Genomic DNA, 18,967 nt, shown 5'->3' with positions numbered 1-18,967 from the left:
ACCCGCCACGGATTATTCGGCCCCCGACCGCATCGTCATGGGCGTCCCGTGACGACGAGACGAGATCCACCACTAAAAGCGATGAATCCATGGCACTTAGTGGCAATGGAGCGCCAAGCGCCTCGATACCCCCGAATCACGGTCGCGTGATCATGAGATGCCGAGGGTTCTTCAAGGATTTCGGCCCCGGAAATCCGAACAGCCCTCGGCATGGTGCCGCACAACCCTCGGCATCTGGTGGCGGCCGGGGTTTCGTCCGGTGGGCCGTGAGGCGATGAGGGTTCGGATGGGAGATGAGGACGGGGACCGGGGGGCGACAGGGACGGGGACCGGAGGCGACCAGGACCGGGACCGGGGCAGACAGAGACGGGGGCTGGGGGCTGGGACGCGAGGACCAGGACGCGGGGGTGGGGTCAGACGCGTAGGTGGCGGCGCAGGGCCAGGGAGGCCATGGCTGCGGCGGCGAACAGGCCTACGGCCAGGACGGCGGCGGCGGATTCCCAGACGGCCGACCAGTCGAAGAGGGGGAAGGTGGACTGGCGGGTGAACTGGCCGTCCACCAGCAGGACCTTCGTGGCGACCAGCAGGCCGGCGGCGCACAGGCCGCCGACCACGCCGGCGACCGCGCTCTCGAGCACGAACGGCGCCCGGATCGTCCCGTTGGACGCGCCGACCAGACGCATGATGGCGGTCTCCCGGCGTCGACCGTGCGCGGAGATGCGGATCATCGTGTAGATCAGGGCGAACGAGGCCAGGGCCTGAACCGCGGCGAGGGTGAACGCGCCGATCGTGAAGGCGTCGAGGAAACGGTAGAGCGGCGCCAGCAGGGCCCGCTGGTCGCGGACGGCCTCCACCCCGTCGAGGCCGGTGTAGGTGACGACGACATCGCCGGATGTGCGGGGGTCGGCCAGGGTGAGGCGCAGGGCGGCGGGCAGGTCCTCGGGGGCGACGCCGGCGACGACGTCCGGGGAGCCGCGGAAGTCCCGGCGGAAGCGGTCGAAGACCTGCTGTTTGCTTTCGTACCGGACGGCGGTGATCGCCGGGTCGGCGTGCAGGTCAGCCTCGAGGGCGGAGCGCTGCGCGGGGGTGATGGCGTCGGTGAGGTCGACGACGACCTCGAGCTGGCCGAGCAGGTAGCGGTCGATGGTGTGCACCTGGGCACGCAGCAGCAGTCCGGCGCCGAGCATGGCCAGGCAGATGGTGATCGTGACGATCACCGAGGCGGTCATCGCGAGGTTGCGACGCAGGCCCGTCCACCACAGTGCGGCCAGCGGTCCCGGCCGCATCAGCCCACCACCCCACGCGAAGCCGGCACCCCGGACGCCCCGGACACCCCGGCAGCCCCGGACGCCCCCGCGGTTCCGGACGCCCCGCCAGCCCCGGACACGCCGCCAGCCCCGGACACGCCGGCAGCCCCGGATGGCCCGCCAGCCCCGGGGGACCATGGCAGTTCGCGGCCGGACTGGGTCGGGATGCTTGGCGCGAGGGGTACGGGGGCGGTGTCGTAGCCGCCGCGGGCCTCGTCGCGTACGAGGGTGCCGTCCGACAGTTCGAGGACGCGGCGGCGCATCGCGTCGACGAGGGCGGCGTTGTGCGTGGCCATCAGGACGGTCGTGCCGGCCTGGTGGATGGCGTCCAACAGGTGCATGATCTCGATGCTGGTGGTGGGGTCGAGGTTGCCGGTGGGTTCGTCGGCGAGCAGTACCCGTGGGCGTCCGACGAAGGCCCGGGCGATCGCCACCCGCTGTTGTTCGCCACCGGAGAGCTCGTCCGGGTAGCTCTGGGCCTTCTCCCCCAGTCCGACGAGTTCCAGCGCTTCGGGGACGATGCTGCGCACGACATGTCGGGGCCGTCCGATGACGTCCAGGGCGAAGGCGACGTTGGCGGCGACGGTCCGGTTCGGGAGCAGCCGGTAGTCCTGGAAGACGCAGCCGACGGTCCGGCGCAGGCGCGGCACCCGGCGGTCGGGGATGCGCGCGACGTCCTGTCCGGCGACGACGACCTGCCCGCTGGACGCCCGTTCCTCCCGCAGGAGCAGCCGCAGCAGGGTCGACTTGCCCGAACCGGACGGTCCGACGAGGAACACGAACTCTCCCGCGCCGATCTCCGCGCTGACATCGGACAGAGCGGGACGGATGCCGCTGGGATACCACTTGCTCACCGCGTCCAGGACGATCACTGCACCCTCCTCACGCAAGGCACCACGCTGCACACATTCCGTGACGGAGATGGTAGGGCGTGACCGGAGCCGCATCATGCGGGCGCGCCGCCCGGCGGAGTTTCCGGGTACGCACGGTCATGCTTCGGACTGACAGTGAGCGCGGCGAAAGGGCGCGCACGGGCGTACCGTGAGGGCGTCACGGTTCTGCCACGACATCAGACCCGGAACGAACCTCCCCGGCGAGACGTTTGATGTTTTCGCAGGTGCGGTCTGGTGCCGCGGGAAGGAGGCGGCATGGGCAGCGAGGATCTGGTCTGCGCGAGCTGCTCGGGTCTGGTGATCGAAGGCCGGTGCCCGACGTGCCGAGCGTCCCGGGAGTACCTGCGGCGCAACTCACCGAACCTGTCCCCACAGCTTTTCCTGACGATCCTGGTGATCATCATGGTGCTCACGGCGCTGGCTGTTCGCCACGCCTCCTGATCGCCTGGTCCCGTCCCGTCCGTGACACCGCCAGCAGGTGAGGGAGCCGCGCGGGTGAGCGCCGAACCCCCCGCGCGCCCCGGGCCTGCCGCGCGCCCCACGCACACGCCACATCCCAACCGAGCCACGCGCGCGCCGAGCGTCGGTGCGGCCACGCGCGCACTGCGTCTCGGTGCCGCCGCGTGCGCGCTGGGCCTGCTGGCCGGGCTCGGTCTGGTGGCCTGCGGCGACTCCGCCAGCACCCGCGGCTCCCCCGCCGCCAGCCCGGCCGCCGGCACCGCCGCATCGGGCACGGCCGCATCGGGCAGCACGGCGTCTCCCGAGGCGCTGGGCTCGACCACCGGCGCGAACGGTGTGCGAACGGTGACGAGTGGTCTCGCCTCCCCCTGGGACGTGGCGTTCCTGCCCTCCGGCGACGCCCTGATCAGCGAGCGGGACAGCGGCCGCATCCTGCGTCTGCCGGCTGGTAGCAGCACCCCGAGCGTGCTGACGACGCTTCCCGGTGTCGTGCACCACGGCGAGTCCGGCCTGCTCGGCCTCGCCGTCTCCCCGACGTTCGCCACCGACCGTTACGTCTACGCCTACCACACGTCCGCGCAGGACAACCGCATCGTCCGCTTCCGCGTGACCGGCGGCGGCACCGGCGCTGGGGCGGGAACCGGCGGGGCGGGGGGCGTCGGGATGCGGGTCGAGGCGCCGACGCCGATCCTCACCGGTCTGGCCGCCGGGGTCATCCACAACGGTGGGCGCATCCGGTTCGGCCCGGACGGAATGTTGTACGCGGGGGTCGGCGACACCGGCGACCGCACCCTGGCGCAGAACCGCGAGCGCCTCAACGGCAAGATCCTGCGCCTGCGCCCGGACGGCGGTGTCCCGGCGGACAATCCGTTCCCCGGCTCGCTGGTGTACAGCCTGGGGCACCGCAACGTCCAGGGCCTCGCCTGGGATGGCGACGGCAGGCTGTGGGCGTCCGAGTTCGGCCAGGACCGCTTCGACGAGATCAATCTGATCGTCGCGGGCGGCGACTACGGCTGGCCGGTCGTCGAGGGCACCGGCGACACCGACGGCGGCCGTTTTCACAATCCCCTGGTCACCTGGACGACCGCCCAGGCATCCCCCAGCGGCATCGCCATTCGCGGCTCCACCCTGTACGTCGCCGCCCTGCGCGGGCAACGGCTGTGGGAGGTGCGACTCGCCGGCGCCGGTGTCTCGGGGCGACCGACGGCGATCCTGACCGGTACGGCGAGCGTGGGTCGGCTGCGGGCCGCTGTCAACGCCCCCGACGGCTCGGTCTGGATTCTCACCAACAACACCGACGGCCGCGGCCGGCCCCGCGCTGGCGACGACCGCGTCCTCGCCCTGCCCTGACCTGACGCGCTGCCCTGACCTGACCGACCCCGCCGTGACGCGTGATGTCAGTGACGGTGCGGGTGGGTGTGCGCGGCCAGGGCGGTGCGGGCCGCGAGGTGGCCGTCCAGGAGACGGTCGCGCAGGGCTACCACCTCGCCGACGACGATGACGGCGGGCGAGGCGATGTGCGCCTCGGCGGCACGGGTGGCGATCTCGGACAGGGGTCCGACGACGACCGTTTCGTCCGGGGTGCCGCCAGCGTGGATCACGGCGCTGGGGGTGTCCGCGGGGCGGCCGCGTTTGAGCAGTTCCCGGCTGACCCCGGCGAGGGCCGTCACTCCCATCAGCACGACGATCGTGCCCGGGCCGGTGGCCAGGGCGTCCCAGTCGACGGTGGAACCCGGATGGGAGGGGTCGACGTGACCGCTGACGATGGTCACGTCCTGGGTGACGCCCCGATGGGTGACCGGGATGCCGGCGAGCGCCGGGACGGCGACGGCGCTGGTCACGCCCGGGACGATCTCGCAGGGTAGGCCGGCGGCGGCGCAGGCCAGTGCCTCCTCGCCGCCACGGCCGAACACGAACGGGTCACCGCCCTTGAGGCGGACCACCCCCAGCCCCCGGGAGGCACGGTCGACGATCACGGCGTTGATCTCGTCCTGGGTGAGGTTGTGACCGTGCGGCGCCTTGCCGGCGTCGACGATCTCACTGCCCGGCCGGGTCTCTGCCAGCAGTTCCCGCGGGGCCAGCCGGTCGACGACGACGACGTCCGCGATCCGCAGCAACCGCAGGCCACGGACAGTGATCAGATCCGCCCGCCCCGGCCCGCCACCGACCAGCGCCACCCATCCACCGACGAATCCGCCCAATCCGCCCGGCCCGTCCGGCCCGCCATAGCTGTCCAGCCCGTCATGGCCGTCCGACCCGCCATAGCTGTCCAACGCCACTCGCCTCCGCCCGCCTGCCAGACCCCTGCCCGCCAGAGACCGACCCACCCCAAGGGGCACGACTCATCCCAGTGTGCGGGTTGGCCAGCACCGACGGCGCGGAACCCCCAGATGCGTCACACCCTCGGACGCCCCGGCGTTCCGTGGGCAGTGCCGCCGTGCAGCGCCGCCGTGCGGTGCCGTGCGGTGCCGTGCGGTAGCTCAGGCGCCGCGGCCGAGACGCCAGCGGGCCGCGCGGTAGGCCCGCCAGCCGGAGCGCAGGCTGCGCCGGGCGCTGGCGAGGGCATCGCGGTGGCCCTGGGCGACCAGGCGAAGGATCTCGACCGCGCCGGCGGTGGGTTCCACGACGAGCCGGCTGATCGCGAACCGGGACCGGATCGGCTGGTGCAGGCGGTAACCGATCTCGCAGGCGGAGCAGAACCCGGCCGCGGCGACGACGCTGCGCACGGACGCGCAGTGGTATCCGAACGGATAGGAGAAGCTGTCGGGGCTGCGGCCGGTGTTCTCCTCGATGGCCCGACGGCTGGCGGTCACGTCGTAGCGGGCGAGGGCGGTGGGGACGACGTCCAGCTCGAGGTGGCGATGGCCGTGCGAACCGAGTTCGACACCCTCGCCGGCGAGGGCGGCGAGATCGGGCCAGTCCAGCAGGGGAAGGTTACGTTCGCTGTAACCGTCGAGCCAGGAGGCGCGGCGGCCGGCGTAGGCGGTGGGGACGTAGAGGGTGGCGCCGGCGCCGACGTTCTGCAGCGCGGGCAGCGCGGTGGTGACGAAATCCTCGAAGCCGTCGTCGAAGGTGATCGCCACCTGGCGACGCTCGGGATGCGCCAGCGCGTCGGACAGACCGGTGAGGTGATAGCCGTTCGCGGACAGCGCGCCGAGCTGCTCGGCGAACGCGCCCGGCGGGACCTCCCAGCGCCGGAAATCGGCGCTCACCGAATCACCCACGCTGTGATACATCAGAACGGGCAACGGAGTCGCGAGCGCAGGCTCGATCAGGCCGGTGTCAACCCCGGGAAGTGCGGTCGTCATGGTGGTCACCATCACTCCCTGCCCGCCGCGGCGGCTGCTACGCCCGGATTAGGCCGGTCAATTCCGCGTATCTGCCGGTGTGTGCAGAACTGGGGGTACACGGGCCGCACTCCCTCCGCGACGACGGTGTTCAATCGTGGACGAACAGGTGACACGGACGTACTTCCCATGAGGGTTCCCATCAGGCGTCGCAGCGCGCGAACCGGACGGAGCGAGCGAAGTTTAAACATCGAACGGTGCGCGAACTACTCCGGGACTCTACACGCGCATACCGGGCGTGCCAATGGTCCCGACCGCCGTGCCCGGTGCGTCCGGCGGGGATCAGGAACCACCCACCCGCGGGGACCCCGAGCCCCCCGTCACCACGATCAGATCGAACAGAATTTCACCGGATGGCCACGGTGGATACGCCTCGAACCCGCGAAAAAGGATATCTACCGGCCATCCGGCGGTGTCGTGCCGCGCCGGATGGCCGACCCGATCAGGCCCGACCCGATCAGGCCGGGTTCTCGGCGGAACGCCGCCAGCGGATCTCGGCGTCGATGAACGCGTCGAGTTCGCCATCGAGAACGCCGCCGGTGTTGGAGGTCTCGGTGTCGGTACGCAGATCCTTGACCAGCTGGTACGGATGCAGCACGTAGTTGCGGATCTGTGAGCCGAAGGAGACGTCCTGCGGGCCGCCGGTGATCCGGGCCTTTTCCGCGGCTTCCTCGGCCCGGCGCCGCTCGAGCAGTTTCGCCTGCAGGACGATCATCGCCGCCGCCTTGTTCTGCAACTGGCTGCGCTCGTTCTGACAGGTGACCACGATGCCGGTCGCCAGATGGGTGATCCGCACCGCGGAGTCGGTGGTGTTGACGCCCTGACCACCCGGGCCGGATGACCGGAAAATGTCGATCCGAAGTTCCTTGTCGTCAATATCGACATGGTCGGACAGTTCGACGACCGGTGTGACCTCGACGCCGGCGAACGAGGTCTGCCGGCGGTTCTGGTTGTCGAACGGGGAGATACGCACGAGCCGGTGCACCCCGTGCTCGCTGCGCAGCGTCCCGTAGGCGTAGGGGGCCTTGATCTGGAAGGTCGCCGACTTCAGGCCGGCCTCCTCCGCCTCGGAGGTGTCGAAGACCTCGGTGGCGTAGCCGTGCCGCTCCGCCCAGCGCAGGTACATCCGCAGCAGCATCGCCGTCCAGTCCGCGGCGTCGACACCGCCGGCGCCGGCGGAGAGCTGGACGATCGCGTCGCGCTCGTCGTACTCACCGGACAGCAGCGTGCGCACCTCGAGGGCGGCGATGTCCGTGGTGAGCGCGGGCAGGCCGGCGGCCGCCTCGTCGAGCAGGTCGTCGTCTCCGAGATCGACCGCGGCGAGGAGATCGTCGAGCCGGCTGCGCAGCCCCTCCACCCGAGCGAGATCACCCTTGGTGGAGGACAGCCTGCGGGTGACCGCCTGCGCCCGATCCTGGTCTGACCACAGCTCTGGATCCGCCGCCTGCTGCTCGAGCTCCTCGGCGCGGCGACGCAGCGCTGCCAGGTCGAGCACGGACTCGATGCCGCTGAGCGTGGCATCAAGCTGTTTGATCTCCTCGGACAGGTCGGCGGCCATGTCATTCACCTTACCGGGACCGTCGCACACCCACCGAAGCACCGATCTTGGCCCCGCACACGTCCACACGTCCACACGTCCACCGACCCCCGTCCCGGCCCGGTCGCGGCGGTCGCCACCCGCTCGCTGCGGTCACGACCCGGCCCGGTCGCGGTGGTAGCGCCGGCCGTAGCCCGGCCGCGGGCTCGTGCGGCCTGGTCGCGGGCCCGCGCGGCCCGCCCACCCATCCGTCACACGTCGCAGCCCTCCGGTGGCGGACCGGTCCGTGGTCGACCACGGACAGCCCGATCCGCGCCACGGCGCCAGTCGTGAAAGAACACATCATCGAAACATGCAATGCCCTGACGACATCGCAGTGAAACATGAAACGACGTGCCGGGAGCATTTGGCCAACCAGCACCCGCGCCAAGGACAATCGAGTCCGCACCGGACCAGCGCACCCACTCGGATGATCTGCCGTCCCGGCGCTCACGGCATTTGACGAAGAGATCTGGCCCACATCGTTGGCGGGGACGAACACCGGCATATGCGGCATCGAGAGGATATCTTCAGATGCGGACTTCAGCGTTGAATTCGCCGAATGTCCGATGCTGTGCGTGGGATGCAAGGAGGCTGCGATGGCAACCGAAACCTGCCCGCTGACCGGTCGGACCGCCGGGTTAACCCCGATGGCCGCACACCAGGTCGCCGCCCGTCACCGTCCGCTGTCTCCGGGCCGCGGCGTGACCATTCCCGCCGAGCCACGAAGGTTGCCATCATGCCCCACCCGACCCCTGGCGCGGGAGCGGATCGAAGTACCGTTCTCATCGCCACCAGCCTCGCGATGGGCGCCATAGGCATGGATGCCGACAGCACCGGCCCCGGCCCGTCCACTCCCGGCGGCCTCATCGGCCGTGAGCTCGCCCGTCACGCGGACGAGCGGCCCGCCGTCCTGCACGAGGTCTGCTCCGCTGTACTCGACGCGGCCGTCGGCGCCTACGAGACCACCGAACTCGCCACGACCGCCGCCGCTCTGGCCGAACTCGAGCAGGCGACCCGGGCGGTACCCGGCCGACACCGGTTGCGCGGGCGCGCCGCCCTGGACTGGATGCGTCTGCACGCCGCGGTCATGACAGCCGCTGCCGCCACCGCCTACGACCGAGGTCGGCACGCGGACGCCGCCATGCGGGCCGACCGGGCGGCGGCCCTCGCCCGCGCCGCCGGCGACGGTCCGCTCGCCGCGCGGGCCCTGGCGCTGCGAGCCCGGATCGTCCGTCCGCACAGCCCCGCGGTCGCCCTGCAGATCGCCGGGGTGGCCGCCCGGATCGCCGGGTTCAGCGCCACCCGCGCGTTGATCGCCGGGAAGGTCGTGACCAGCGCCTACGCCGCCACCGGCGACGCGGCCGGGGTCCGCGAAGGCGTCGCCCGCGCCTGGCAGACGATGGAACGCCTCGACGACACCGCCTTCGGCACCCCCGGCTTCGCCCTGGAGACCTACTCCCCCGCCGACCTCGCACTCGCCTGCGCCGAGGCACTCACCACCGTCGGCGCCGCCGACGAGGCCACCCCGCACCTGGAACGCGCCGCCCACCTGGTCACCGGCTCCGGCCAGACCGGAATGGTCGTCTCGGTCCGGATGGCCCAGGCCCGCGCGGCGCTGGCCCGCGAGTTCCCCGACCGCGACGAAGCCGCCGACCACGCCGGACGAGCCGTGGCCCTGTCCGCCACGCGCCCCGCCGAGTGGCTCGCCCGGCTCGTCCGGGACGTCTCCGCACTGTCCGAGCAGCGCACCGGCGAAGGCCTCGACGACCTCGTCGACGCCACCACCCCCTGGTTGCACCGCGAACCCGAACCGGACCCGCGCACCGCCCGGCTCCCCGCCCGTTTCACCCTCGGCGCCACCCCCGCCACCGGCCCCGGTAACGCCGCTGCCCGCGAGCCGGGTTCCCCCGTTCTCGGCACGACCGGCTTCGGCGCGACGGGTTTCGGCGCCTCCGGCTTCGGCGCGACGGGTTTCGGCGTGTCGGCCGCCACCGCCTCCGTCCTGCGCGCCGCCACCCTCAGCGCCTACGGCGAGGGGACGTCCAGCGTCGACACCATGAAAGGCGACAGTCAGAGCACCGGGAGTGCCGCGGCTGGCGAACGGGGCGCTGGCGAACGGGGCCCTGACGCGCGGGGCCCTGGCGAGCTGAACGCTGGCGAACAGGGCGCCGGGGAACAGGGCGTCATGGTTCGACGGGCTGGCGGACCACCGACTGTGCCTGCGCCCCGGCCCGAACGGTGACCGGCCCGACGCCCAGTACGCCCACTACCGGCAGGTCGACCGTCCGCGTCCCTTCCACCTGCACCGTCGCCGCATCGACGAGGCTCGCGGACAGGGACGTCCGCCCACTGGGGTCGGCCTGCTGCTGGTACCGCGACACCGTCTCGTCGATGTCCGCCAACGGCAGCCGGTCCAGCGTGCCCGCGGCGGTGTACACGGCGTTCTCGTCAATCCGCTGCGCCGCGGCCAGGGCGGCGCCGTCCGCCGCCGATGCCACCGAGCGCCGCGCCAGGTACACCGCCGACACGTCGGTCACCACCACCACCAGCATTGCCGCCACCATCAGATAGCCCAGGGTGAGAATCAGAATCGTCCCGCCATCCGACGGCTGCGGCTGCGGCTGCGGCTGCGGCTGCGCGGATACTGATGCCATATTCCTGCCACATCCGGTTACCCGGGTCTGCCCGGCGAACGGGCCGCGGACCACGAGCCGACCTGGGCGCGTCCGTCTCCGCAGCTCAGGCACGCGATTTCTCCTCTCCTGAGCCGCGGTCGTCCGCCGATTTCCCGCTCACCGCCGGACCCGCTTCTCACCGCCCCCGCATTGTAGAAGTATCAATTCCACCCGCCGCCAGGACCATCCCGGCTCGGACCTCAACGGCCAGCGGACGCCCATGACACGTCAGCGCCTTCCCACAGGACGGACCAGCGGGACAGCCGATTCCAGGCACCGTGGAAACACGACCCGGACGCCTTCTGGAGAATCGGGCGTCGCCCGGCCAGAACGCGGCCACAATCGCCGGGACGCTCGCGGACCGGCTCTCAGCCGCGCAGCGCCCGGTAGGTGCTAGCCGCAGCGGGGTGCAGGGGAAGCGGCTCGGTGTTGATGAGGTTGCCGACGTCGAGGTACTGGGTGCCGCGAGCCTGGGCGGGGACGAGCTGGCCCGCGTGTTCGACCAGGGCGCGGACGGTGTCGCGGACCACCGAGTCATCCGTGTGGGTACCGGTGACCAGCAGGTTCGGCACGCCGATGGTGCGTACGGCGCTGACCGAGCGGTAGCTGCCGGCGGGCAGGGCGAGCTGGTCGTAGTACCGGCCGTACCGGGCGCGCAGGGCGGGGACGTAGTCGCCGAGGTCGAGCAGGCGGATGCCCCAGGCCCGGTCGGCCTCGGCGAGCAGCGGGGTCGGGACGCCACCGGACCACAGCATCGCGTCGATCATGTTGTCGCGCAGCGCGGCGACGGCGTCGGTGAGCGCCAGATGCCGGGTCTGTCCCGGCTGCACCCCCGCGGTGGCGAACAGCCGCTCGCCGAACAGCGCCGCGCCCGAGCCGTTCGCCCCCAGCGACACCGACCGTCCGGCCAGGTCCGTGAGCGTGCGCACCGGACTGTCCGCACGGACCACGAGCTGCATGTAGTTCTCGTAGACCCGGCCCAGCGCGTACAACGTCATCGGACGGCCACCGAAGGCCGGGGCACCGATGCGGGCGGCGTCCAACGAGTCGGCGAGGGCCAGCCCCAGGTCGGCGGTGCCGGCGGTGACCGCGCGGATGTTCTGCACGCTGCCGAGCGTCGGGATGACCCGGGCGTCCAGCAGCGGTCGGAGCAGATTCGCGAACTCGATGTAGAAGCCGTCCGGTTCGCCCGCGGCGATCGAGATCGTGTGCCCCGAGCGCCCACAGGCCGCGGTGAGTCCCGCGGTCACGGCGCAGGCCGTACCAAGCGCGCCGCCCAGCAGCACGTTCCGTCGGGAGATCGTCATGCCGCCGGCCCCCGCGACCCGCCCGAACCCAACCCGCGCGAACCCGATTCCGACCCGGGCGAACCCGAACCGCGCGAACCCGAACCCGACCCGTGTGGACCCGACCCGTGTGGACCCGACCCGGGCGCGCTCGGGGCCCGTTCCTCGTCGGGTGTCCCGTCCGCCGCGGTGGTCCGCTCCGGGCGGACGCTCTCGTCCCGCGTACCATCCCGATCCACGGGGACGTCCACCTCCGGCGTCACGGACAGGCCCGTCCGCGACGCCGCACGCTCACCGACGCCGCCGGCCCCACCCTCGGCCTCGGCCTCGGCTCCGGCCCTGGCCCTGGCCCTGGCCGGCCGCGATGGAACGTCCACCTCACGGGTAAGAGCGACGCTCGCCCGCCCCGCGCCAGACCCGCTCACGCGCTGGATGTCCGCGCTGCCAGGACGCTGGATGCCGACGGTGTCAGCACGCGGGGTGTCAGCACGCGGGGTCTCGGCACGCGGGGTCTCGGCACGCGGGATGCCGGAACGTGTGGTGCTGGGTCCCTGGGTGGCGGGGTGCGCGGAGGTCGAACGCGGGCTGTCCGGTGGGCGGGTCGCGGTGATGGTCTCGCGGCGGGTGCGGCGGTGGGCGCGGTGGCGGCGCAGGACGGGCAGCAGGATCGTCGGGGTGGTGTCGGCGCGGATGGAGTCGGCCAGGTTCACCCCGTCCGCGTGGCCGTCGGTGCCCACGGCGCCGGAACCGGAACCGGAGGTCGTCGAGGTGGGCGCGGGGGCTGGCCGCGGGCCGGCGGGCAGGTCGACGTCGACGGACAGGCCGTGCGGTGACACGCGCGCGAGGATGAGGCGTCCGCCGTGGTTGGTGGTGAGCCGTTCGGCGATCGCGAGGCCGAGGCCGGAGCCGGTGGCGGCGGGGTCCTCCGGGCGCAGGGTCGAGGGGCCTCGGCGGAAGCGTTCGGTCAGATGCGGCAGTTCCGATTCGGGCACGCCGGGGCCGTCGTCAGCGACGGTGATCCGGCCGCGGGCGGCGGGCCAGCGGGCGCTGACCGTGACGGTCACGGTGCTGCGGGGGGCGTACTTGATGGCGTTGTCGATCAGCACGTCCACGATCTGCTCCAGGTCGGTGTCCGTGCAGCGCAGGGGGATGGGTCCGGGCGGGGTCCGGTCGAGGAGCACGACACCGCGGGCGCGGGCGGCGGTCGTCCAGAACTCGATGCGGTCGCGGGTGATGGTGGCCGCGTCGCAGGTCTGCTCGGACGGGGGTCGGGCGGCGAGTTCGGTGGCGGCGGCGTCTGCGACGGCCAGGGCGCGCATGCCGTCCAGCAGGACCTGGAGCCGGCCGGCCTCGGCGACCATGGAGGTGTAGGTCTTCTGGGCGTCGGGGGGCAGCCGGTCGGCGAGGGTGTCCATCCGCAGCCGCAGGGCCATCAGCGGATTGCGCAACTGGTGGGAGGTGTCGTCGATGAGGGCACGCTGACGGCGGGCCGACTCGGTGACCACGTCCGCCATCCGGTTGAACGAGGTGAGCAGCGTACGCACCTCGGACGGCCCCTGCTGCGGCGGGACGTAGGCGCTGTGCACGCCCTTGCCGACGGCCCGCAGACCGTGTTCCAGCTGGGTGATGGGACGCAGCACCCAGCGCACCAGCAGCAGGATCAGCGTGGCGAACAGGGCTGCGATGGCGAGCACACCGAACAGGACGTGCTCCCAGACCCGTCCCACGTCGGCGGCGGCCCGCTCCCGGCTGCTCAGCAACAGCACCGCGCCGGACACCTCGATGCCGTTGCCGACTGGACGGGCGAACACGACCTGGCCACTCGACCAGGGCCGCAGGTCAGGCAGGCTCGCCTGCCGCTGGTTGCGCAGCGCCGCGTCGATCGCCCGGTCCACCTCGGGTCCGTCGGGCAGATCCCCGCGGCGCACGATCGGCTGGCCGGCGGCATCGACGACGATGACGGCGTCGCCGTACAGGTCGGCATGCGCGTCGATCTCGGGTTCGAGCTGGTCCGATCCGGTCACGGCGAGTTCGGCGAACCGGTTGATGTCGGCGGTGCGCCGGCCGACGAACCGGTCGGTGCGTTCCGCGGCGGTGGTGTAGAGCAGCGGGACGGCGAAGGCCGCCAGCGCCGCGAGCCCGGCCGCGATGAGCACGATCAGCAGCCGTCTACGCACCTCAGTCGCCCAGCCGGTAACCGAAGCCGCGAATGTTGTGCAGCGGGCTCGGCCGGCCAAGCTTCTTGCGCAGTTTCGACAGATGGACGTCGAAGGTCCGCGACACGGCGACGTACGCGTCGCCCCACACCTCGTCGAGCAGCTGTTCGCGGCTGACCGCGGTACCCGCCTTACGCGCCAGTACGGCGAGGATCTCGAACTCGATCCGGGTCAGCACCACCTCCTCACCGGCCACCGTGACCAGGTGGGTGTCGAGGTCGATGGCGACGCCGCCCACCTGAACCCGACTGATCGCCGGGATGCCCTCCTCCCGTTGGGCGCGGCGCAGCACCGCCTCCATCCGGGCCAGCAGTTCGTCCATCCGGACCGGTTTGAGCAGGTAGTCGTCCGCACCCAGGCGCAGACCGCGGACGATGTCGCGCTCATCGGTACCCGACGCCGTCAGCACCAGGATCGGGGTGGCCGCCAGCCGCCGCAGCCGCCGCAGCACCTCCAGCCCGCTGATGTCCGGCAGCCCCAGGTCCAGCAGCAACAGGTCCGCACCCCGATGGCGCAGCAGCGCGTCGGCCCCTCGGGTCACCCATTCGACCGGATGGCCGCGGGCGTCGAGCACATCCTTGATCGCACCACCCACGCCATGGTCGTCCTCGACCAGCAACACACGCATTGACGCCTCAATCCTCCAGCCACGGCCACAGCCGCGGAAGCCCCTCCACTCCTGGATACGTGCGCCGAGGACCAGACCAGCAGGCGAAAGCTCCGCGGGGGAGAACACCCACCAACCACAGGCACGTTGCGGCTACCACTTCTTCGCGTTCCCGGGGCCCCACCGAAAGATCCGACAGCCCGACCCCCACCCACGCCATACCCACCGCATACCCAAAGTCGCGCCATTTGGTCACATTCCGTGGCCACTGGCCCCGCCGCGTCCCCGTCCGCAGCCGTCCGCGATGACCCCGTGCACCCCCCATCGCCCATCGGGTACGAACACACGGACGAACCCACCTGAGGAGGACGCACAACCTTCCCGCCCAGCAAGGAGTCAGTGGTCAGCGACCGCCCCCGCCCCACCCCACCCTGACCGCGCGCCGATCGCCGCGATGCGACCTGGACAGGCCGCCAGGCTCAACCCGGACCCGCCCAGACGGTCAGCGGCTCTCGACGGCGGGAGCACTCGGGACGTGCCAGAGCCGGATCGTGCCGTCCCGGCTGCCGGTGGCGAGAAGACGGCCGTCCGGCGAGAAGACGACCGCCTGCACAAAGTCGGTGTGCCCGGTCAGCGGCCCGCCCAGCGGCTGTGGGGCCCCGCGGTCGCCGAGATCCCACAGCCGGACGGTGTTGTCGAAGCTGCCGCTGGCCAGCACCCGTCCGTTCGGCGAGAAGGCCAGCGACCACACCGAACTGCTGTGGCCGCGCGGCAGCGACGAGAGCGGACGGAGCGCACTCGGATTCGTCGTGTCCCATAACCGGATGGTGGTGTCCTTGCCGCCGGTGGCCAGGGTCCGCAGGTCCGTCGACATCGCCAGGCCGTAGACCGGACCGGAGTGCCCGGTCGACAGGTCCGCGAGCAGGCTGGGCTCGGACTCGGCGGTCATCCACCACAGCTTGATCCGCTGGCTCTTCTCGTCGCCGCCCGAGGTGGTCAGGTACGCGCCGAGCGGATCGGCGGTCTGGCGCACCCAGTCCACCGGCGAACTACCCGCGGCCAGCTCTCTGAGCAGATGCGGATGGCGCAGATCGGTGACATCCCAGTACCGGACGATCCCGCTTTTGGTCCCGTCCATCAGTCGCTGCCCGTCCGCGTTGAACGCCACCCAGCTCAGCGAGGTGGCGCTGCGCGGAAAACCGACCGGCAGCAACCGCGGACGGGACGGATCGCGCACGTCCCACAGCTGTTCCGAACCATCCCAGTTCGCCAGCGCCAGGACGTCCCCCCGCGGCGAGAAGGCGACCGCGAGCACCCCCGCCGTCGGTGGCGAGGTCACGCCGAGCGCCCGCGGACGCGCCGGATCACCCACATCCCACAGCCGGACGGTGCCGTCCTTGCTGCCGCTGGCCATCGTGCGCCCGTCCGGGGCGAACGCCAGCGCCGCCACCCAGTTGGTGTGCCCGGTCAGCGGTCGCCCGATCAGCCTGGCCTGCCGCTGCTCGCCACCGCCACCTTCGCCACCGCCGACGAACAGCAGAACCCCCGTCACCGCCAGCCCCGTCACCGCCAGCCCCGTGACCACCACCCCAGCCGCGACCAGAACCGCCCAGCGCCGCCTGCCTCCCCGCCGCCGCTGCCTGGCCCCGCTGCGCCGCCGCTGGCCCCTGCCCCCCGCCACAGCACCCGCACCTCCCGAGGCCACCCCCGACGCGGGCTGTCTCATGTCCCCTGGCTCCCCCACCACGTCCGCTGCCGCCGCTGCCACCCCCGACGCCTCCGCTCCTGCAGCCACTCCTGACGCAGCCACTCCCGACGCCGCCGACCCCGACGCATCCACCCGCGACACCTGCGCCCCCGATCCATCCGCCGCCGACCCTGCCATCCGCGGTTCACCCGCTCGCGACCCATCCGCCCACGGCTGCGCTGGACGCGGCTCCGCTACCCGTGGCGCCTCCGCCCGCGGCCCAGATGTCGCCCGCGGCCCAGATGTCGCCGGGGCAGAGGCAGAGCCCGCCGGCGCCGGTGCCGCTCTCGCCAACAGCGATGCCAGCGATCGCAGCCTCGGCGGCCGAGATCGGTCGACGACCGGCTCATCCGGTATCGACGTGGGAGCAGCCGTCTCCCCGCTCACTGGCAGGGCCGCCCAGTGCAGTCTGGACGGCCGCTCGGCGATGGCACGGACATCGTCGTGCAGTCTGATCGGCACCCCGGACCGCATCACCCAGCTCGGGCCATAGACGTCCGCGGCCGCGCGCGCCAGGGCGAGAGCGAACACCCGCGCCGAGTCCGGACGTTGTGCCGGGTCCGCGGCCAAGGCGGCGAGCACCACCTCCCCGACCTCTTTCGGCACCGCTGCTGGCAACGGCCCGGGAACGATCGGTCGGAGTCGAGTCACCGACACCGACCCCGCCCGCACCAACGGCTCCACCGTCGACGGACCCGACGGACCCGACGGACCCGCACGCGGCGGCAGCGCACGCGGCGGCAGCGCACGCGGCGGCAGCGCACGCGGCGGCAGCGGACGCGGCGGCAGCGGACGCGGCGATGGCAGACCCAGCGACCACGTCTCCTCCTCCCCGGGCCAGCCCGCCTGGCCGGCCTGGCCCTGGTAGCCCGCCACGCCTGGACGACCCGCGTCGCGCGGACTGCCCAGGTGGTCGGGGTGGCCCGGGTGGCCCGGGTGGCCCGGGTGGTCGGGGTGGTCGGGGTGGTCGGGGTGGTCGGGGTTCACGGGACGGCCGGCGAGCAGGTGGTGCAGCAGCATGGCGAGCCCGTACAGGTCCGTCGCCGGACCGACACGCCCGCCGGCCAGTTGCTCGGGAGCCATGAACAGCGGCGTGCCCACCACCGCGCTCGCGGTGACCGGTGTGGCACCGATGAGCTTCGCGATGCCGAAATCAACCACCTTCAACACCCCGGACGCGTCGAACATGACGTTGTCCGGCTTGATGTCGCGGTGCAGCACGCCGTTGGCATGCGCGCAGCTCAGGGCATCCGCCACGGCCAGCCCGATGGCACAGACCGCGTCGGGACCGAGCTGCGCCCGACGCTGGGTCAACGTGCCCCCGGACAGCCGCTCCATCACGATCAGCCGCAGCCCCTCGGCCTCCCGGTAGTCGAACACCCGCACGATGTGCGGATGGTCGAGCCCCGCGAGGATCCGCGCCTCCGCCGAGGCCGCGGCCTGCGACCTCGGGTTTCTGCCCGCGGCCAGCACCTTGATCGCCACGTCACGCTGCAGGCTGGTCTGCCAGCCGGCCAGCACGAGACCGAAGCCGCCCGAGCCGATCTGGTCCCCCAGCTCATAGCCGGGCAACGCGGCCTCGATCTGTGCCCGCTCAACAAGCACAGCATCCACCCGAACAGAAACAACGCACACGGACAGCCGCCGCTATTGTGCCCTTTTCTCCCAGCACAAGCCGCGAGTCTACGGTCCCCTGCCGTTTAGCTACCCGGCGGCGCTGGACACCGAGGCCACAGACCGCGCAGAAGCCAGCTGACGGACCGGCGCCATATGCCCTGAGCAGCCAGAATCCACCAGAGCCGAACGCATCCGCGGCATGTGCACCACGACGACGGACTCGCGCTGCGCCTGAGCGACCGCGCTGGCCAGCTGCCACCGTTGCTGCCACTCGAGCAGGTCACCACCGCACGCACGGACGTAGGCGCTGACCACCTCCCACCGCGGCAACGCCCGGCCGTCCGCCGCGCGAGCGAGATGCGCGGGCGAGAAATGGGCTGCCTTCGCAAGCTGCCGGTAGGGAATCGCGCCGGCCTGCTGGCGCAGTTCGCGCAACGCCGCCGCGAAGTCGCGGACAGGTCCGGGCACGGTGGAAAGCGGACGCTCAGGTCGAGCCATGGTCATCTCCTTGGCGCGCGTCGGCCAGCCGCCCCCCGTAGACAGCTGTCCCCTGTATCCCGACCACGCGTCCCACCGATTTTATCCGCACGGATCCCTGTTCCACACCGGAACCCTCCGTCTACCACCTTTGGACGCCCACGCCTCCCGCGCGCCACTGTCTTCCCCGCCACCGTCATCCCCGCCACCATCGCCCGCACCACCATCGCCCGCACCACCATGCGGAGCGAGAGACCGCCCTTGCGCGCACCGCCCACGGCCGCGCCAGGTCTCCTCCGTCCCTCCGCATGCCAGCGATGTCGTCACGCTCCGCCTCCCGCACCGCCCCGAGTCACCCACCGCCCCGAGTCGCTGTCGCCGACTCCGCCGCTGCGGTCACCGCCCGCGCTGTCGACCGATACCAGCGCAAGCCCTGACGCCGATGTCCAAGCCGCCGGTGTCCGAGCTGATGTCAGCGCCATGGTCGATGCTGATGTCAGCGCCATGGTCGATGCCAGTGTCGCTACTGATGCGGTGTTTCTGGCCAGGGTCCGCCTCGCGCAGGTGGTCACTGGAACCGTGACAGAAACGCACCCTGGCCAAGGTAGGAGAGCGCTCGCATTCACCTTCGGAGTGCTTCCGATCCGACGAACCATGACCACAGCGCCACCCACCTCACGAGCCCTACCCGTCAAGATGAGGTGAGTCAGGCGATGGCTATCATCTTATGACCTGGGCGGGTTGGGAGAGGAAGATC

At 71.9% G+C, this 18,967-nt stretch carries 14 protein-coding genes; 3 read left to right on the top strand and 11 right to left on the bottom strand.

Annotation, left to right across the window (positions count from 1 at the left end):
* Window positions 1-413: 413 nt before the first annotated feature.
* A complete protein-coding gene (gene ftsX, locus MXD61_RS11805; protein WP_248812903.1) occupies window positions 414-1,286 on the bottom strand; it encodes a permease-like cell division protein FtsX in 873 nt (290 codons plus the stop codon).
* On the bottom strand, window positions 1,286-2,179 hold the full coding sequence (gene ftsE, locus MXD61_RS11800; RefSeq protein WP_248812902.1) for a cell division ATP-binding protein FtsE: 894 nt from the start codon (window positions 2,177-2,179) through the stop codon (window positions 1,286-1,288). Before ftsE ends, ftsX begins: the two co-directional genes overlap by 1 nt.
* 276 nt (window positions 2,180-2,455) lie before the next feature.
* Between ftsE and MXD61_RS11795 the strand changes: the two genes are divergently transcribed.
* Entirely contained in the window at window positions 2,456-2,641 is a 186-nt protein-coding gene (locus MXD61_RS11795; RefSeq protein ID WP_163550688.1) for a hypothetical protein, read from the top strand.
* 54 nt (window positions 2,642-2,695) lie between these two features.
* Window positions 2,696-4,009 carry a sorbosone dehydrogenase family protein gene (locus tag MXD61_RS11790; protein WP_248812901.1) on the top strand — a complete coding sequence of 438 codons (1,314 nt, stop codon included), beginning with the start codon at window positions 2,696-2,698 and terminating at the stop codon, window positions 4,007-4,009.
* 47 nt (window positions 4,010-4,056) lie between these two features.
* Here MXD61_RS11790 and cobA read toward each other — a convergent pair whose 3' ends face one another.
* The 3 genes from cobA to prfB all read right to left on the bottom strand — a co-directional run bounded on the left by cobA (window position 4,057) and on the right by prfB (window position 7,564).
* The gene (cobA, locus tag MXD61_RS11785; protein WP_248812910.1) at window positions 4,057-4,860 is read right to left on the bottom strand and encodes a uroporphyrinogen-III C-methyltransferase; all 804 of its coding nucleotides are present in this window, start codon (window positions 4,858-4,860) and stop codon (window positions 4,057-4,059) included.
* Between the two features lie 279 nt (window positions 4,861-5,139).
* Window positions 5,140-5,967 carry a polysaccharide deacetylase family protein gene (locus MXD61_RS11780; RefSeq protein ID WP_248812900.1) on the bottom strand — a complete coding sequence of 276 codons (828 nt, stop codon included), beginning with the start codon at window positions 5,965-5,967 and terminating at the stop codon, window positions 5,140-5,142.
* 496 nt (window positions 5,968-6,463) lie between these two features.
* The gene (gene prfB / locus MXD61_RS11775; RefSeq protein ID WP_248812899.1) at window positions 6,464-7,564 is read right to left on the bottom strand and encodes a peptide chain release factor 2; all 1,101 of its coding nucleotides are present in this window, start codon (window positions 7,562-7,564) and stop codon (window positions 6,464-6,466) included.
* Window positions 7,565-8,321: 757 nt separating this feature from the next.
* Between prfB and MXD61_RS11770 the strand changes: the two genes are divergently transcribed.
* Window positions 8,322-9,827: a hypothetical protein gene (locus tag MXD61_RS11770; RefSeq protein ID WP_308222727.1), complete on the top strand. Its 1,506-nt coding sequence runs from the start codon at window positions 8,322-8,324 to the stop codon at window positions 9,825-9,827.
* Here MXD61_RS11770 and MXD61_RS11765 read toward each other — a convergent pair.
* The 6 genes from MXD61_RS11765 to MXD61_RS11740 all read right to left on the bottom strand — a co-directional run bounded on the left by MXD61_RS11765 (window position 9,769) and on the right by MXD61_RS11740 (window position 18,231).
* The gene (locus tag MXD61_RS11765) at window positions 9,769-10,239 is read right to left on the bottom strand and encodes a pilus assembly protein TadG-related protein (RefSeq protein ID WP_248812898.1); all 471 of its coding nucleotides are present in this window, start codon (window positions 10,237-10,239) and stop codon (window positions 9,769-9,771) included. The two genes, MXD61_RS11770 and MXD61_RS11765, sit on opposite strands and share 59 nt — an antisense overlap.
* A 389-nt stretch (window positions 10,240-10,628) precedes the next feature.
* On the bottom strand, window positions 10,629-11,567 hold the full coding sequence (locus MXD61_RS11760) for a TAXI family TRAP transporter solute-binding subunit (RefSeq protein WP_248812896.1): 939 nt from the start codon (window positions 11,565-11,567) through the stop codon (window positions 10,629-10,631).
* Complete coding sequence (locus MXD61_RS11755; RefSeq protein WP_248812894.1) at window positions 11,564-13,723, bottom strand: HAMP domain-containing sensor histidine kinase; 2,160 nt, start codon at window positions 13,721-13,723, stop codon at window positions 11,564-11,566. Before MXD61_RS11755 ends, MXD61_RS11760 begins: the two co-directional genes overlap by 4 nt.
* Before the next feature lies 1 nt (window position 13,724).
* Window positions 13,725-14,390, bottom strand: coding sequence for a response regulator transcription factor (locus MXD61_RS11750; RefSeq protein ID WP_163549238.1), 666 nt, complete (start codon window positions 14,388-14,390; stop codon window positions 13,725-13,727).
* A gap of 481 nt (window positions 14,391-14,871) precedes the next feature.
* On the bottom strand, window positions 14,872-17,721 hold the full coding sequence (locus MXD61_RS28035) for a WD40 repeat domain-containing serine/threonine protein kinase (protein ID WP_248812892.1): 2,850 nt from the start codon (window positions 17,719-17,721) through the stop codon (window positions 14,872-14,874).
* Window positions 17,722-17,820: 99 nt separating this feature from the next.
* Window positions 17,821-18,231, bottom strand: a complete 411-nt coding sequence (locus MXD61_RS11740; RefSeq protein ID WP_248812891.1) for a helix-turn-helix transcriptional regulator — start codon at window positions 18,229-18,231, stop codon at window positions 17,821-17,823.
* Window positions 18,232-18,967 lie beyond the last annotated feature (736 nt).

It is taken from the genome of Frankia sp. AgPm24 (assembly GCF_023243055.1).
GTDB classification, from domain to species: domain Bacteria; phylum Actinomycetota; class Actinomycetes; order Frankiales; family Frankiaceae; genus Frankia; species Frankia umida.
The sequence above is the reverse complement of the archived record's forward strand: the minus strand, read 5'-3'. Positions and strand labels throughout refer to the sequence as shown.